Origin of the sequence: Aeromonas mytilicola subsp. aquatica, assembly GCF_044336385.1 — a bacterium.
Classification (GTDB): domain Bacteria; phylum Pseudomonadota; class Gammaproteobacteria; order Enterobacterales; family Aeromonadaceae; genus Aeromonas; species Aeromonas rivipollensis.
In genome coordinates, this window is sequence record NZ_CP172298.1 from 2434671 (window position 1) to 2450860 (window position 16190).

General features: G+C 64.8%; 8 protein-coding genes. 5 read left to right on the top strand and 3 right to left on the bottom strand.

Translation table 11 applies throughout. The features are described from left to right. Positions 1-72 precede the first annotated feature (72 nt). Both ACFWHB_RS11220 and ACFWHB_RS11225 read right to left on the bottom strand, forming a co-directional pair. On the bottom strand, positions 73-660 hold the full coding sequence (locus tag ACFWHB_RS11220; protein ID WP_395948398.1) for a TetR/AcrR family transcriptional regulator: 588 nt from the start codon (positions 658-660) through the stop codon (positions 73-75). A 177-nt stretch (positions 661-837) separates the two neighbouring features. Continuing rightward, positions 838-2460: an acyl-CoA synthetase gene (locus tag ACFWHB_RS11225; protein WP_395948399.1), complete on the bottom strand. Its 1623-nt coding sequence runs from the start codon at positions 2458-2460 to the stop codon at positions 838-840. A 351-nt stretch (positions 2461-2811) separates the two neighbouring features. Between ACFWHB_RS11225 and ACFWHB_RS11230 the strand changes: the two genes are divergently transcribed. The 5 genes from ACFWHB_RS11230 to ACFWHB_RS11250 all read left to right on the top strand — a co-directional run bounded on the left by ACFWHB_RS11230 (position 2812) and on the right by ACFWHB_RS11250 (position 12263). After that, positions 2812-3339 carry a glycine zipper 2TM domain-containing protein gene (locus ACFWHB_RS11230; protein ID WP_395950196.1) on the top strand — a complete coding sequence of 176 codons (528 nt, stop codon included), beginning with the start codon at positions 2812-2814 and terminating at the stop codon, positions 3337-3339. Positions 3340-3613: 274 nt separating this feature from the next. Continuing rightward, on the top strand, positions 3614-6541 hold the full coding sequence (locus tag ACFWHB_RS11235) for an AAA family ATPase (protein WP_395948400.1): 2928 nt from the start codon (positions 3614-3616) through the stop codon (positions 6539-6541). A gap of 516 nt (positions 6542-7057) precedes the next feature. Continuing rightward, positions 7058-8170 (top strand): efflux RND transporter periplasmic adaptor subunit, encoded by a 1113-nt coding sequence (locus ACFWHB_RS11240; RefSeq protein WP_395948401.1) that lies wholly within the window; start codon positions 7058-7060, stop codon positions 8168-8170. Next, complete coding sequence (locus ACFWHB_RS11245; RefSeq protein WP_395948402.1) at positions 8167-11265, top strand: efflux RND transporter permease subunit; 3099 nt, start codon at positions 8167-8169, stop codon at positions 11263-11265. Before ACFWHB_RS11240 ends, ACFWHB_RS11245 begins: the two co-directional genes overlap by 4 nt. Next, positions 11265-12263, top strand: coding sequence for a lipid A deacylase LpxR family protein (locus tag ACFWHB_RS11250; protein ID WP_395948403.1), 999 nt, complete (start codon positions 11265-11267; stop codon positions 12261-12263). The genes ACFWHB_RS11245 and ACFWHB_RS11250 overlap by 1 nt, the downstream gene beginning before the upstream one ends. A 148-nt stretch (positions 12264-12411) precedes the next feature. Here ACFWHB_RS11250 and ACFWHB_RS11255 read toward each other — a convergent pair whose 3' ends face one another. After that, positions 12412-15630: an ExeM/NucH family extracellular endonuclease gene (locus ACFWHB_RS11255; RefSeq protein ID WP_395948404.1), complete on the bottom strand. Its 3219-nt coding sequence runs from the start codon at positions 15628-15630 to the stop codon at positions 12412-12414. Between the last annotated feature and the right edge of the window lie 560 nt (positions 15631-16190).

Here is a 16190-nt window from a genome sequence, read left to right on the forward strand (position 1 = left end):
AAAAAGCTTCAAATCAAAAGCTGGTGATATCAACATTGCTTAAAATAGCAATTCAACCTCAATAAACCGTTATCAGGCTGGCTTGCCATCGATCAAGAGCTGTATCGCCGCGCCATAATGCTCGGCAATAATATCGATTGGCGTTGTCAGCAGTGTTTCGTGCTGGATAACGGCCAATGAATTGATAAGCCCCCCCGTCTGGGCAGAAATAAGGTGTGCTCTCAACTCAGCATCTTTCCCCGGCAAACGTTGAGCCAGTTTCTCAACGAATCGAGTTCTAACGACATCCTGTAAACGGGCTCTTATGGTCTCGCTGTCTGAGGCCTGAACCAAAGACACATAGGAACTCATTTTATTTTTAATGTCGCCGGAGATCAGCTCAAGAACGATACGGTATCCCATGCCATCCAATGAACCTGTGAGTGCTTTTTCACAAAAGTCGCTGATGGCCAGCGCTTCGAGAAAAAGCTCCTCCTTGGAGCCGAAATAGCGGATGAGCAATGCGGGATCGACCCCGACTTCCTTTGCGATAGCCCTGAGCGACGTCGCTCTGTAGCCGGTTGAAGAGAAAAGTTTTCGGGCAACATTCAGGATCAAGGCTTTGGTTGTGTCAGCACCACTCAATTTCACCACCCCCTCGGTAACAGCATCCTTGATCATATTTCCTTCCCTTTCCAAGCAGTCATGATGAGCGATTTTAGGTATGTCCCCCATACAAGTCAACGGCGTTGACATGGATTATTCAACACCGTTGACCTGGACTGTCCCGCGACACATCCACATGACCACAGGAGATGAACTGCCCTCAGATGCCCGTCCGCATCCCCTTCGACGGGATCACTCCAACTGCTTGCGCAACATGAACTTTTGCACCTTGCCGGTGGAGGTCTTGGGCAGGGGGGTGAAGATGATGCGCTTGGGGGCCTTGAAGTGGGCCATCTGCTCGCGGCAGAAGGCGATCAGCTCCGCCTGGCTGAGCACATGCCCCTCCTTGAGCTTGACGAAGGCGCAGGGCACCTCCCCCCACTTCTCGTCCGCCATGGCGATCACCGCGGCCTCGTCCACGTCCGGGTGGCGATAGAGCACGTCCTCCACCTCCAGGCTGGAGATGTTCTCCCCGCCCGAGATGATGATGTCCTTGGATCTGTCCTTGATCTCCACGTAGCCATCCGGGTGCCAGACCGCCAGATCCCCGCTTCGAAACCAGCCCTCCGCCATCGCCTCCTCGCTCGCCGCCGGGTTCTTGAGGTAGCCCTTCATGACGATGTTGCCGCGCAGGAAGATCTCCCCCAGGGTCTTGCCATCCCGGGGCACAGGCTCGCCGCTGACCGGGTTGGCTACCCGCATCTCTCCCTGCAATGGAGAGGCCACCCCCTGGCGCGCCTTGAGCCGGGAGAGCGCAGTGGCATCCTGCCCCTGCCAGCTTTGCTGGGGCTCGCACACCACGCAGGGGCCATAGGTCTCGGTGAGGCCATAGACATGGGTCACGGCTATCCCCATGGCCTCCATGCCGGCGATCACGGTGGCGGGTGGCGCCGCCCCCGCCGTCATCGCCTTGATGGGGTGATCGAGCCCCAGTTTCAGGGCCGGATCGGCGTTGTTCAACATGTTGAGCACTATGGGGGCGGCGCAAAAATGCGTCACCCTGTGTTCCTGCAGCGCCTCATAGATGGCGCCCGCCTGCACATGACGCAGGCAGACGCTCACCCCGGCGGTGGCCGCCAGGGTCCAGGGGAAGCACCAGCCGTTGCAGTGGAACATCGGCAGGGTCCACAGATAGACGGGGTGCTTGGGCAGCTCCCAGGAGAGCACGTTGTTGACCGCATTGAGGTGGGCGCCGCGATGGTGATAGACCACTCCCTTGGGGTTGCCCGTGGTGCCCGAGGTGTAGTTCAGGGAAATCGCCTGCCACTCGTCCGCCGGCAGCCAGCCGGGCTCGTCGCAGTTGCCCCCGGCAATAAAGTCCTCGTAGGTCAGCTCGCCGACCAGCTCTCCGTCCCGATAGAGGGGATCGTCGATGGCGATGACCAGAGGCTGGCTGTCAATGAGAGAGAGAGCCTTGCGCACCAGGGCACCAAACTCCCTGTCCACCAGCACCACCCTGCTCTGGGCATGCTGGAAGATGAAGGCCATGGACTCGGCATCGAGCCGGGTGTTGATGGTGTTGAGCACGGCGCCGCTCATGGGTACCCCGAAGTGGGCCTCGAACATGGCCGGGACATTGGGGGCGACGATGGAAACCGTATCACCCTCGCCAATCCCGTGCAGACGCAGGGCCGAGGCGAGCTGGCGACAGCGTACCTCGGTCTGGGCCCAGCTCTGGCGCAGGGGGCCGTGGATCAGGGCCGGGTAGTCGGGATAGACCCGAGCCGCCCGGGCCAGAAAGCTCAAGGGGGTCAGGGCCTCGAAATTGGCGGGCGTCTTGCCAAGGCCAGTCTCGTAGATGTGCGGCTTTGTCATCGGGTTCCTTCCTCATATGGGCACAAAGCGGGGGGCGTCTCGCGGATCACGGCGCACAAGGTACTTGGCAGGCGGCGGATCCTTATACCCGACGAGGGTACCAAGGGGGCGCACGCCCAGGTATTAGCGAAACGTCTTAAGGGGCTGCTCCCCCTGCCCCAGACTCTCGCGACGCCATCGCCCCACCTTTTGTCGCCAATCACAGACGCTCCCTTGCCGGGGCCGTTTTTGGCGCAGCCAGCCTCTGTCGCACCCGAAGGGCCATTGCCTTGAGCCCGGGGACAAAAATGCCAAGAATGAGCCCAGGCCCCAAGGGCAATCACTGTAAGGAGAGAAGAGATGAACACATCCATGTTGGCAGGTATCGGGATCGGTGTGGCCTCTGCACTGGCCTTGTCGGCGGCAGCCAGCGGATCCCTGTTTTCATCAGAGCCCCAGTTTGCCGAGGTGCTGGCCAGCAAACCGGTGACCGAGACCATCAATACGCCGCGCCAGGAGTGCCGCAACGTCACCGTCACCCACCGCAAGCCGGTGCAGGATGAACACAAGATCCTGGGCACAGTGGTCGGTGCGGCCCTCGGGGGCGTGGTGGGCCACCAGTTCGGTGGCGGCAGCGGCAAGAAGGTCGCCACCGTCGCCGGGGCCGCCGCCGGTGGCTACGCCGGCAACCAGGTGCAGGGCAACATGCAGGCGGGGGACACCTACACCACCACGGAGCAGCGCTGCAAGACGGTGCAGGACAGCAGCACCCGCACCCTGGGCTATGACGTCACCTACCGCCTCGCCGGTCAAGAAGGGGTAGTGCGAATGGAACAAAAACCCGGCACCACCATTCCGGTCAAGGATGGCAAGCTGGTACTGAGCAACGCGCAGGGTTGATACTCCGTTAGGAGCGCCCTGCCATGGAGAAGGCCCACCCGACGCGGTGGGCCTTTTTCATGGGCGAAGCAGGAGGACCCGGGCTGCCGCCCATGGGAAGATCCATGTGGAAAACCCAAGATAATTCAATCAAATAGGCTTCATAAGATCCCCTTTCCCCCGGTTGAGCCGCCCTTTTCCTCCTATACTCAGCCTGCTTGTGTTTTCTCTTGACCACGGCAGTGGGCTGGCTAAGATGTTTCCGATTGCCAGCCTGCGCTATAACGGTTTGAATATGTCAAAGATATCAAGTACATCGCCTCAATTGCATGTCTGCTTTGGCGACTTCGAACTGGATGAACGAAATGCACGGCTGCTGCACCATGGCCACGCCGTTCCCCTCTCCCCCATCCCATTTTGCCTACTGTGTACCCTGATCCGCGAGCATGGCGTGCTGCTGACCAAGGATGAGCTGCTCGATCGGGTGTGGGGCCATCGTTTCGTGAGCGCCTCCGTCCTCAAGGGAGCCATCAGCGATATCCGCACTCTGCTGGGAGACGATCCCCGCCAGCCGAGCTTCATAGAGACCGTCTCCCGCCGCGGCTATCGCTTCATCTGCCCGTTGCTCCCTCAGGAGGCCGCTTGCACCCCCGTCACGCCTGTCATCACTTCGCTTGCGATGCCGCAACAAACGCCCTCTTTGGGGCTGTTTGTCGGGCGGGGGGAGGCGCTGGCGCGTTTGCAAGACACCTGGCAGCGGGCGGCCCAAGGCTTGCGTGCCATCGTCTGGGTCGCGGGTGAACCCGGGATCGGCAAGTCGACCCTGATCGCGCACTTTTGCGCCGGGATCCCTGATGCCCTCTGGGTAAGGGGGCAATGCGTGCAACTGCATGGGGCGGGTGAACCCTATCTGCCGGTGCTGGAGGCCATCGCCGAGCTGTGCCGTCGTGATGAAGAGGCGGTCTCGCTGCTGCGCAGTGTGGCCCCGACCTGGCTGCTGCAGCTGCCCTGGCTCTGCTCGCCGGCGCAGCGCGAGACCCTGCTGCATGAGCTGGTCGGCGCCCATCCCCAGCGCATGTTGCGGGAGATGAGCGAGTTTTTGGATCGCTACACAGAGCAGCGACCGCTGCTGCTGATCACCGAAGATCTGCACTGGGGCGATCCCTCGACCCTCCAGCTCATCGACTACCTCGCCCGCCGACGCAGCCCCAGCCGTCTGATGTGGCTGGGCAGTGTCCGGCCTGATGAGCCCATTGTCCCCGACCATCCACTCCATGGGCTCAGGCAGGCGCTGCGCGGGCAGGGCCTGGGTGAGGAGATAGGCCTGGCCCCCTTCAGCGAGCAGGAGGTGGCGACCTATGTGAGCGAGCGGATGCCGGCCCTGAACGGCGCCCCCGGGCTTGCCCTCGCCCTCCATGAGCGAACCGGCGGCGTCCCGCTGTTCGTCGCCGCCCTCGCCACCGAGGTGATGAGCCGGACGGCCTATGGGGACGACACCGAGCCCGCGCGCCTGGTTCGCCGGGCGCTGCCCGAGAGCCTCAGTGCCCTGATCGATCACCATGTGGCCAGACTCCCCGAGCCGCGGCGCCAGCTGCTCGCCGCCGCCGCCGTGCTGGGCATGAGGGTCCATGTCGACACCCTGGCGCGGGTGCTGGAGTGCAGCCTGATGGAGATGGCGCAGCAGTGCGAGGCGCTGATCCGGGAGCGACTCTGGTTGATGGTGCCAGCCCCGGAGGCATCGACCGAGGGTCCCAACCGCTGCGTCCAGTTTCGCCATCAGCTGTTTCGCCAGCGCCTCTATGATGGCCTCTCCGCGCCCCTGCGTGGGGCGCTGCACGGCAAGACAGGGAGCATCCTGGAGGCGCTGCGGGCCGCAGGCCAGGAGGTGACCGCCGCCGAGCTGGCCATGCATTTTGACCGCGGCCACGCCCCCATGAAGGCCCTTGGCTATTATGCCGAGGCCGCCGAGGCTGCCCTGCTTCATCTCAGTCCCGCCGAATGCATGAGCCTGACCGCCCGGGGGTTGACCCTGATCGAGCAGCTCCCCGAGAGCCCGTCGCGCCACGCCCTGGAGATCACCCTGGCCACCCTGCGCGGCGCGGCCGCCTTCCACACCCTGGGTGCCGGGGAAGAGGCCCGCCATGCCTACCAAAGGGCCGCCGACCGGCTGGCCGAGGTGCCCGCTCACCCCATGGCCGGCCTGGCGCTCCATGGTCTGGGTTTCCTCCATGCCCTGCGGGCCGAATACCCGGAGGCCCTGGCCATCGCCGCGCGCGCGCGGACCCTCGCCACCGCCCAGGCGGATCCCCTGCTGATCCTGGCCGCCTGTACCGTGCAGGGCCAGGCGCTCATGATGCAGGGTCACCATGGCGCGGCCAGGGAGACCCTGGAGCAGGCCCTGCCGCTGCTCGAGCTGGCACAGGCGGGGGCCGAGCACAGCTTCATCGGCTTTATCGCCGATCCCCAGGTGACGGTACTGGCCTTGCTGAGCCTCCCCCTCGCCCAGCTCGGCCTGTTTGCCCAGGCCCGGGGGCGCCTGCAACAGGCCTATGCCCGCGCCCACCAGATCGCCCAGCCGATGGCGCTGATGATCACCCTCTGGTTCGATGCCCTGTGCGGGATCCGGTGCGGCGAGGTGGCGCGGGTGGCGACCCTGGCCGGCGAGATGCGTACCCTGGTCGATGAGTTTGCCCTCGCCCAGGGCCAGGCGCCCTGTCGCTGGTTCCAGGGGTGGGCTGACACCCAGTGGGGCAGGCCCCACGAAGGGGCGCGCCAGATCCGGCAGGCCTACCTGGACAACAGGGCGCTGGGGATGATATCCGGGGGCAGCGAGACCCTGGGCTACCTCGCCGAGGCCCTGGTGCTGCAACAAGAGTGGTACCAGGCGCAGGAACAGCTGGATCTGGCGCTCGCCCTGGTGCAGCGCCATGGTGAGCGCATCGTGCTGCCGCAACTGCTGCTGATCCAGGGGGCCATAGCACAGGCCGCCGGCGATACCCTGGCCGCCGCCACCTCGGCCCGTCAGGCGTTCGAGGAAGCCCAGGCCCAGGGCACCCCCTGGCTGGCCTTGCTGGCGCTGACCACACTGTGCGCATACCAGACCCCGACCCAGGCCGAGTGGGATGCCCTCGCCGCCCTGACAACCCGACTCGCCGAGGCGGGAGAGACTCCCCTCCTCGCCCAGGCAAACCACCTTCTCGCAAGCGGGCCAACCGCCAGATGATCCCGGGGGCCGCCCGTAACGCGCCCCCCCCCAGCTCCACTTTGAGCCCCGGAGCCCGCCATGCTCCATCATCTTACTGCCGGGGTTGCGAGCCACGTTCACCGGGGCAAGAGGCGCCATCAAGCCCAGGGAAGCCCCGGGCACGCCCTCTTCCAGCCAACCTCATAGCGCCTTGTCACTCCCCCCGCCCTGAGGCACCTTCCCCCGGCGGCCTCCCCCGTGTCATGAGCCAGCGCTGGCCCACTCTGCCCGCGAAAAGGGGCCCGACCCATTTCCGACCAAAGTCTGACCGCTTCCTGACCCCAGGCCGGGCGAGCCTTGTTACGCTCAGCATCCTGTTTCGCACCATGGACGACGCGAGTGTGACCCTGTCTCCAGCCCCCTTCTCTTCCGGCGCAGTGCCCGACGAGAACGGCGGTGCGCCGCATCCTTGCTCCGGCCTGGCGGCGTGCGAGCCAGCGCTCACCCGCCTCCCGGCGAAATGGCCCCATCTCTGCCAACCAACGAGGAATTGTCGTGAAACGCTTCGTCACCGCGGCCAGCGCCGCCACGCTCATCACCCTGCTCTGCGCATGCTCAGAGCCGGCCCCCTCCACGAGTGCATTGAGGCCGGTGAACACTATGGCGCTGCACTACGACAGCCTGCGCAACAGCCACCGCTATTTCGCCTCGGTCGCCTCCCGCTATGAGGTCGAACAAGCCTTTCGCATTGGCGGCAAGGTGCAGGAGCGCAAGGTCGATGTCGGCCAGGTCGTGAACGAGGGCGACGTGCTCGCCGTGCTCGATGATACGGATTACCTGCTCGCCGAGGAGGCCGCCCGCCAGCGCCTGGATGCGGCCAAGGCCGCCGCCTGGCAGGCCGAAGCCGACTGGCTGCGCCTCAAGGCGCTCAAGAAGAACGGCTCCGTCAGCGCCTCCCACGAGGAGCAGGCCCACAGCACCCTGCGCACCGCCAGGGCGGCAGCACAGGCCGAGGCTCGCCAATTCGAGCTGGCCCGCAACCAGGTCAATTACACCCTGCTGCGTGCCCCCATCAGTGGCGTGGTGACGGCGCTGCGCATGGAGACTGGCCAGGTGGTGGCGGCGGGTCAAGCCGTCATTACCATCGCCAACGAGGGCAAACCCGAGGTCGTGGCAGACATTCCGGAGAATCGGCTGGCCGAGTTCAAGGCGGCGCGCTACAAGGCGTCGCTGGCCACCGAACCGGACCGCTATTTTGACGTCGAGTTGCGCGAGCTGTCGGCGCAGGCCTCGGCCCAGACCCGCACCTACCGTGCCCGCCTCAAGCCGGTCGAACCGAGGCAGTTGCCCCTGGGGGCGACCGCGACCCTGATCGCCGAGCACACCGATGGGGGCGCCCGGGTCGCCACCCTCCCCGTCACTGCCCTCACCCAGGAGCAGGGTGCGCCGGCGGTATGGACGGTACAGCAGGATGGCGCGGGCAACAGCGGCGTCGTCAAGCTGGTCAAGGTGGCCATCCAGGGCTATCGCAGCGACCAGGTGCTGATCTCCGGCCCCGCCGAGGGTGCTCTCATCGTCACCGCCGGGGTGCAGAAGATGGCCCCGGGCCTGAAAGTCGCCCTGCCCGCCTCTGAGTCCCGGATTGACAGTGAGGAAGTGACCCGATGAACGCCTTCAACCTCACCCAATGGGCGCTGAACCACCGCGCCGTGGTGCTGTTCCTGCTCATCCTCATCACGGTGGCGGGCACCCTCGGCTTTGGCAAGCTGGGCCAGCTGGAGGATCCCAACTTCTCGGTGCCGTCCATGACCGCCATGGTGGCCTGGCCCGGCGCCACGGCGCAGCAGCTCCAGGATGAAGTGCTCAACCGCATGGAGAAGAAGTTCGAGCAGCTCGATCACTTCGAAAAGGTGGTGACCTTCTCCCGTCAGGGTTTTGGCGGCATGACGCTCAGCGTGAAGGGGGGGACCCCCAAGGCGGACCAGCAGGAGGCCTGGTACCAGGCGCGCAAGAAGCTCGCCGATCTCGAGCTCGAGCTGCCTGACGGCGTCGTGGGGCCCATCTTCAACGACGAGTTCGGTGACGTCTACGGCCTGATATACGCCGTCAAGGGCGACGGGGTCAGCCTCGCGGATCTCGCAGATCAGGCGGAGATCATCAAGCGCAATCTGCTCAAGGTGCCCATGGTCAACAAGATCGATCTGCTCGGCAAGCAGGCGGAAAAAATTTACATCGAGTTCTCCCACGAACGCCTGGCGGCGCTGGGCATCCAGCCAGCGCAGATCATGGCGGCCCTGAAGAGTCAGAACGCCATCCTGCCGGCAGGCTCCCTCGATACCGCCTCTGACCGTATCTATGTGCGCGTCAGCGGCCAGTTCCGTAACCTCGACGACATTCGCAACCTGCCCATTGCCGCCGGTGGCCGGGTGATCAAGCTCGGCGACTTCACCACAGTCCATCAGGGCTATGAGGATCCCCAGTCCTACAGCATCCGCCACAACGGCCAGCAGGTGCTGATGCTGGGGGTGGTGATGACCGACGATGGCAACATAGTCCAGCTCGGCGAGGCGCTCGAGGCGAGCGTCGCCAAGATCCAGAATGAACTGCCCTACGGCCTGGATCTTGAGCTGATCGCCGACCAACCCACCACGGTCAAGGAGGCGGTCTGGGACTTCGAGCGCGCACTGATGGAAGCCCTGGTGATCGTGGTGATCGTGAGCCTGCTGAGCCTGGGCTGGCGCCCGGGCCTGGTGGTCGCCCTGTCGGTCCCCCTGGTGCTGGGCATGGTCGCCATCGTCATGCTGGGAATGGGCTGGAATCTGGAGCGGATCTCTCTGGGGTCGCTCATCATCGCCCTGGGCCTGCTGGTGGACGACGCCATCATCGCCCTGGAGATGATGATCGTGAAGATGGAAGCGGGCTGGGACAAGGTCAAGGCCGCCTCCTACTCCTATCAGGCGACCGCCATGCCCCGTCTGTCCGGCGCCCTGATCACCGTCGCCGCCTTCATGCCGGTGGGCTTTGCCCAGTCCACCACGGGCGAATACGCCGGCGGCATCTTCTGGATCGTCGGCGCCGCCGTGGTGCTCTCCTGGATCTGCTCGGGGATGTTCACACCCTATCTTGCCGTCAAGATGCTGCCGGACAATCTGGGCCATCACCACGAAGGGGCCGATCCCTATGACACCAAGGGTTACCGCCGGCTGCGTGGCTGGATAGAGACGGCCATCGCGCGCCGCTGGCTGGTCATCGGCGTCACCTTCGGGGCCCTGGTGCTGGCCGTGCTGGGCATGAAGCTGGTGCCGCAGCAGTTCTTTCCGGACAGCACGCGGCCTGAGCTGATCGTCGAGCTGCGCGTCAAGGAAGGCGCCTCCTTCGCCGCGACCAGCGAACAGGTCCGGCGCATGGAGCAGGTGCTGGCCAAAGACGACGACGTGCGCTTCTTCACCGCCTACACGGGGGCAGGCGCACCGCGCTTCTCGCTCTCACTCACCCCAGAGCTGCCCAATCCGGGTTATGCCCAGTTTGTGGTGATGACCAAGGATCTGGAGGCGCGCGAGCGTCTGCGTTCGCGCCTGATGGCCATGGTCGACGAGCAGTTCCCCCAGACCTGGATACGCGTCACCCGCCTGGAACTCGGCCCGCCGGTCGGCTTCCCGGTACAGTTCCGCATCGTCGGTCCCGACACCCAGGTGGTACGCACCATAGCCCGCCAGGTGGAACAGGTGGTGGCCCGCAATCCGCAAACCCGTGACGTCCAGTTTGACTGGAACGAACCGGTGCGTACCCTGGGCGTGCAGCTCGATCAGGAGAAGGCGCGCGCCCTGGGCCTCTCCCCGGCCGAGGTGGCGATGGCGACCCAGTCCCTGATGCAGGGTGCGACCCTGACCCAGCTGCGCGATGGCGAGGAGTTGATCGACGTGGTCGCCCGAACCATTCCCTCGGAGCGGCTCGACGTCGAGACCCTGAAGGACATCAACCTCTATACGGCCCAGGGAACAGTGGTGTCCCTGTCCCAGATTGCGACCGTGCGCCATGAGCTGGAAGAGCCGGTGCTGTGGCGACGCAACCGCGACATGGCAATCACGGTACGGGCAGATGTGGTCGATGGCGCCCAGGGCGTCTCTGTGACCAAGGCGATCCAGCCCATGCTCAAGGAGATCGAAGGGAACTTGCCGTCCGGTTACCGGATTGACGTGGGCGGCTCGGTGGAGGAGAGCGACAAGGCCAACGATTCGCTGGTTGCCGTAGCCCCTGTGATGCTGATCACCATCTTGCTGATCCTGATGCTGCAGTTGCAGAGCTTCTCCCTGATGACCATGGTGTTGTTGACCGCACCGCTGGGATTGATAGGGGTCGTGGCCGCCTTGCTGCTGTTCCAGGCGCCCCTGGGTTTTGTCGCCATCCTCGGCATCATAGCCCTGTGCGGGATGATCATGCGCAACTCGGTGATCCTGATCGACCAGATCCAGATAGAGACCGCCAGTGGCCGGGATCCCTGGAGCGCCGTGGTCGAGGCGGCCGTGATGCGGGCCCGCCCTGTGATGCTGACGGCGGCGGCCACCGTGCTTGCCATGGTGCCCCTGACCCATAGCGTGTTCTGGGGCCCCATGGCCATCGCCATCATGGGGGGTCTGACCATTGCCACCCTGCTGACCATCTTCTTCGTACCCTCCCTCTATGCAGCCTGGTTCAGGATCGCCCCGGTCAAGGACACAGGGCGCACTGTGGCGCAGGCCGCTAACGCAGAGGAGCGAGCATAGTGAACAAGCGACGCACGGCACTGATGTTGGCGGGGCTGCTGCTGAGCGGCGCCAGCCAGGCTGCGGATGGCACCCTGACCCTCACGGTGGAGAACGACGTCTTTACCGGATCTGACAACAACTACACCAATGGCGTGGGGATCGCCTGGGTATCGGGGGACATAGACCCCGATGACCAAGGCGCACTCGGCCAATGGACCCGGCTCTGGTCGTTCCTGCCATTCGTGGCCGATGACGGCTACACCACTTATGCCTCCTGGGCCCTGGCCCAGGAGATCAACACCCCGGACGACATCGGGGAGCCCCATCCCGATGCCGATGATCAACCCTACTCAGGGGTGCTGGTGGTCGACAGCACCCTCTATGCCCGCAGGTGGGACTGGAGCCACGCCTGGCAGCTCAAACTGGGGGTGGTCGGCCCCGCCTCCCAGGCCGACGACACCCAGCGGGAGTTCCATCGCCTGATCGGGGCCGACAAGCCGCAAGGCTGGGATACCCAGCTGCCGAACGAACCCATCCTCAACCTCAACTACACGGTGGCCCACCTCGCCGCCGCCGGACGCACAGCCGCCGAGCTGGAGTGGCGCCTGGTGCCCCTGGCCACCGCCGGGGTCGGCAACTATTTCACCGGGGCCGGGGTCGGTCTCTATGGCGAGATAGGCTGGGATCTGGTGGATGCCCTGGGGGTCACCGCCTTGCGCTCCGGGCTCAATGCCGCCTCCACGGTCGGGATAGCTCCGCAGAATCGCTGGTCGCTGTCGCTCTTTGGCGGCGGCGGCGCCTACGGGGTCGTCCACTACCTGCCCCTCGATGGCACCCTGTTTCGCACCAGTCACTCCGTCGATTCCGAGCCCGTCATCGGCATGGGATCCTTCGGATTCTGTTTGCGGCGGGGCAAGTTGACTCTGGGGTTCGCCCGGACCTTTTTCAGCGAGACCTTCGACACCCAGCGAGAGCAGACCAACTTTGGCACCCTGAGCCTGTCATGGGTGCTGTGATCGCCACCCCCCTGGGCGAGCTCGTCGGCAGCCATCGCCTGGGCTGAGGCTGGCCTTGCGCCAGATGCAAGAGACAGCGGATCGCTGCATTACCATTCATAAAAAACGGGAGCCACTATGGCTCCCGTTTGTCATTTCATCCCCAGGGTCAGTGGCGGCCGAAGGGCCACCAGGGCTTGTCGTTGTCCTGGATGTCGACCCGGGTCTGCTGCACAGTCCCAGGCTGGGCACCCTGCACCTTCACCAGGCTTGTCTTGAACTGCTCGGTGGACTCCACGAACCAGTCATCCAGGATCAGCACCTTGATGGACTTGCTACCCCCCTCGCCCGCGGCCCAGCTCACCGACTGGCCGAACCAGGGCAGGAAATCCAGCCCCCAGCGCGCCGTGATCCCCTCAAGGCCCAAGGTAGCACGGGCGGGCTTGCTGAGATCGCCGCTGCGCACCACGGCTATCTCGGCAAACCACTGGCCCTCGTTCACCGTCATGCTGGCGCTCGCCAGGGCTATGGTGGAGGGCGCCAGCTTGTCCTTGATGGTCACCAGGGTCTGGTGCTGCTCACCCAGGGCCGCACCACTTGCCTCGAACAGCTCCAGGGTGAAGGTCTCATCCCCCTCGTGCAGGGTGTCGCTCTTCACCGGAATATTGATGGTCTGGCTGTCGCTCTGGCCAGCCGCCCAGTTCAGGGTACCGGTGAGTGGCGCCACGTCCTTGGCATCGGCGCTGCCGTAGGCGACACGGTAACTCACGCTTGCCTCCCCATAAGTGCCGTCACGGCGCGCCACGGACAGCGTGAGAGTGCTGCCCTCCTCCACGCTGGCGGCGGCGCTCTCCAGGCTCAAGACTCCGGCGGGCGGCAGCGGATACTGGATGACCACCAGCACGGGATCATGATCCGAGGCGCTGAAGGGTCCCTCGGATTTCACCAGCTGGCCGCTGTACTTGCTGCCGTACTCGAAGAAGTTGCTCTCGGCGGAGTTGATGTGCCAATCCTCGATACCGATCACCTTGGTCGCGAGGCTCGGGTTTGCCAGGGCGTGATCCAGGTTGCCGAGCTCCCCCTCGTAGCTGTAGGAGTAGGTGTCGGTGCCGTGGAAGCGGGTGTTGAGGTTCACCAGACCATAGCCCTTGCCGAGGGCGCTGCCGCTCTCCTCATAGGGCTGGCCCGCCAACGTGGTGAAGGAGGCGCTCAGGATCTGGCGCGCCTGGGCGGCCGGATCATAGTCGGTCAGCACCCGGATGGGATCCTCCATGCCGTAGGCGTTCAGATCCCCGATGAGCAGCAGATCCCCGCTCACCCCCTTGAGACGCTCCCCCAGCACCCTGGCGGCGGAGACCCGCAGGGCGTTGCAGTGGCCCTGGCCGTCCAGCGGGTCGGCGGTCACGTAGTCGGGGTAATCCTCGAAGCAGGCGGATCCCTTGGACTTGAGGTGGTTGACCACCAGGGTCAGGGGCGCATCCCCCTTGGGGGAGCTGAAGCGCTGTAGCAGCGACTCGCGCATGCCCTGATTGATGGCTACCGGTTTGCCGCTGGCGTCCTGGGCCTCGGCCTGCTGCACCGGCAGCACTATGAGGCTGGCGGCCCCTTGCGGCGTCACGCTGGCGGGTCTGTAGATGAGGCCCACGGTGATGGCGTCGGTGCCGATGGGCTGGCCATCGGGGGAAGCCACCCAGGCGTAGTGATCCGCCTCGTCCGGCTGGGCGGCGTTGAGGGCCGCCACCAGATTGGCGATGGCAGAGTTGTCGCCATAGCCGTTGTTCTCTATCTCCATCAGCCCCACCACGTCCGCATTGAGGCGGGTGATGGCGCTGACGATCTTGGTGCGCTGCAGCTCGAACTCAGGCACCGTCAGGGCGCCTCTGTTGCTGCCGGTGGGGTTGGCATCGCCGCCCACCACTGTGGTGAAGAAGTTGAGCACGTTGAAGCTCGCGACCCGCAGATCCCCCGCCTCGGCGAGCTCCGGCGTCTCTACCCGATCCCAGCCGCTGTGATCGATGTCGCTGCTGTCGATGCGGTTGCTGGCCACCAGCCGGAACAGGTTGTAGGAGTAGCCGAGCGCCCCCTCCAGCCCGTTGAGCTTGTCGCCGATACGCAGGTAGCCATCCTCTGCGTTGAAACCGGGATACCAGGGCAGCACGCCGTCCGGCGCCTTGGCGTCGGTCTCTACCACCAGCTGGTTTTGCTGGTTGCGCAGGGCCCAGTCGCTCGCCTCCTGGCTCATGGCGGCAAACTTCTGGGTCGACTTGATGAGGGGCGCGCCATAGGCCAGCACCAGGTTGTTGCGCTTGCCGTCGTAGTCGAAGCTGAAGTTGCGGGTCACCACCAGGCTGGATTCCGGTACCAGCCGCACCTGCATCCCCTCGTGGCGCTCCAGCAGCTGGCTCAGGCTCTCCCCTCCCACCGGTACCAGATCCACCGCCGGCAGCAAGGCCCCCACCGGCTGGGTCACCACCAGCTGATCGGCACTGAGCTGGGTCTGGTTGAAATACTCTTTGACCTTGCCCGAGACGCATACCTCGGCCCCCGGCACCAGGGCGCCTTTGACCTGGGTGCTGTGGATGAAGAGGCCGTCCGAAGTGGCCGGATCCCCGTCCCCCTGCGCGTCCTGAATGAAGAAGCCCTTGTAGAGGCCGCTCACCACCTGGGTCACCACGCCGCGAGTGGCATAGGCCTGCTCGGATTCAAACTTGCCGGCTGGCACCAGGGGGCTGCTGCTGCCGGGACCCTGAATGGCGGGCACGGGTATCAGCTGATCAACCGGGCAGACGAAGGCGGGCGGCTGGGTGCCATCGCAGGGAGCATCGCCGCTGCAGCCGAGGCCGCTGGCGTCATCCTTGGGGGCGGCTACATACTCCTGCGCCGGATCGAAGGGGCCGGTCGCATCAGTGCGGCCCGTGGTGACGGTGGCCTTGCGGCGCAGGGTCATGTCCAGGGTCGAGATGCTGCCGGACACCCAAGCCGTGCCCGGATCCACCCCCACCTGGCCTAAGCTGTCTGCAATCTCGCTGCCGCGATAGAGCACCAAGGCATCGTCGCCGTTGAACACCAGGTTGCCGCTGGTCTGATTGGCCTTGGCCAGGATCTCGCCGCTGGCGGAGGGATTGGCCAGCACCAGACTGGCCCCCGGGGCCAGGGTGCCTTGCAGCGCCAGGCTGTTGGTTGGGGCATCGGTGAGGGGTTTGCCGTTGGCGTAGAGCGCCAGCCGGTACTGGGCGAGATCGACGGAGTCCGAGCCGAGGTTGCTTAGCTCCACCGCCTTGTTGTTGCCAGAGCCTTCCAGGTATTCGCTGATCAGCAGTTGCGCCTGTGCCTGTCCTGAGAGCGCCAGCCCGACCGCGAGCGCCACCAGAGAGTGTCTTCCTGACATGGTCAGTTTCCTTTTTTTATGGGCAGATTATGTTATTGGCGCCCCGCGCAAGGCGGGCCGCAGCACCTTGTTACTGTCGAACTCGGCCAGCGGCCAAGATCGCGCCTACTCTGCCCCCTTAGCGGCGGAGTCGCTGGGAGCTGGCTAACAATGCCAACAAATTGTTGCGTGCAGGTGACGAGCAATACCCGTATGGGCAGGTTATTTCTCTCCCGAAGGCGGGGCGACGGGTCTGCCGATATGTTCTGCCGCCTCTGTGTCGTCCCGGCGCACAAGGGGATGACAGACTCTGACACAGGGATACCAATCCGCATCTTGGCAGGGTGCGGCCGAGGGCGGCCATGGGGGGCACGGCGGCCTTGGCAAGCCGGTCGGTACAAGGATGGGGAAATAACGGCAACCAGGGAGAAGCGCCGGGAGAAATCGCCGCAAGGTTGGCGAGCCAATATTCCCCCCTCATCGGCAGGCAAACCCCATGGCCACAGTGAAAACGATGCCAAATGAAACAGGATTTTATCCTGACTGACTGGGGCTAGACGGTCAGGCCCTAAAAAAGAGGG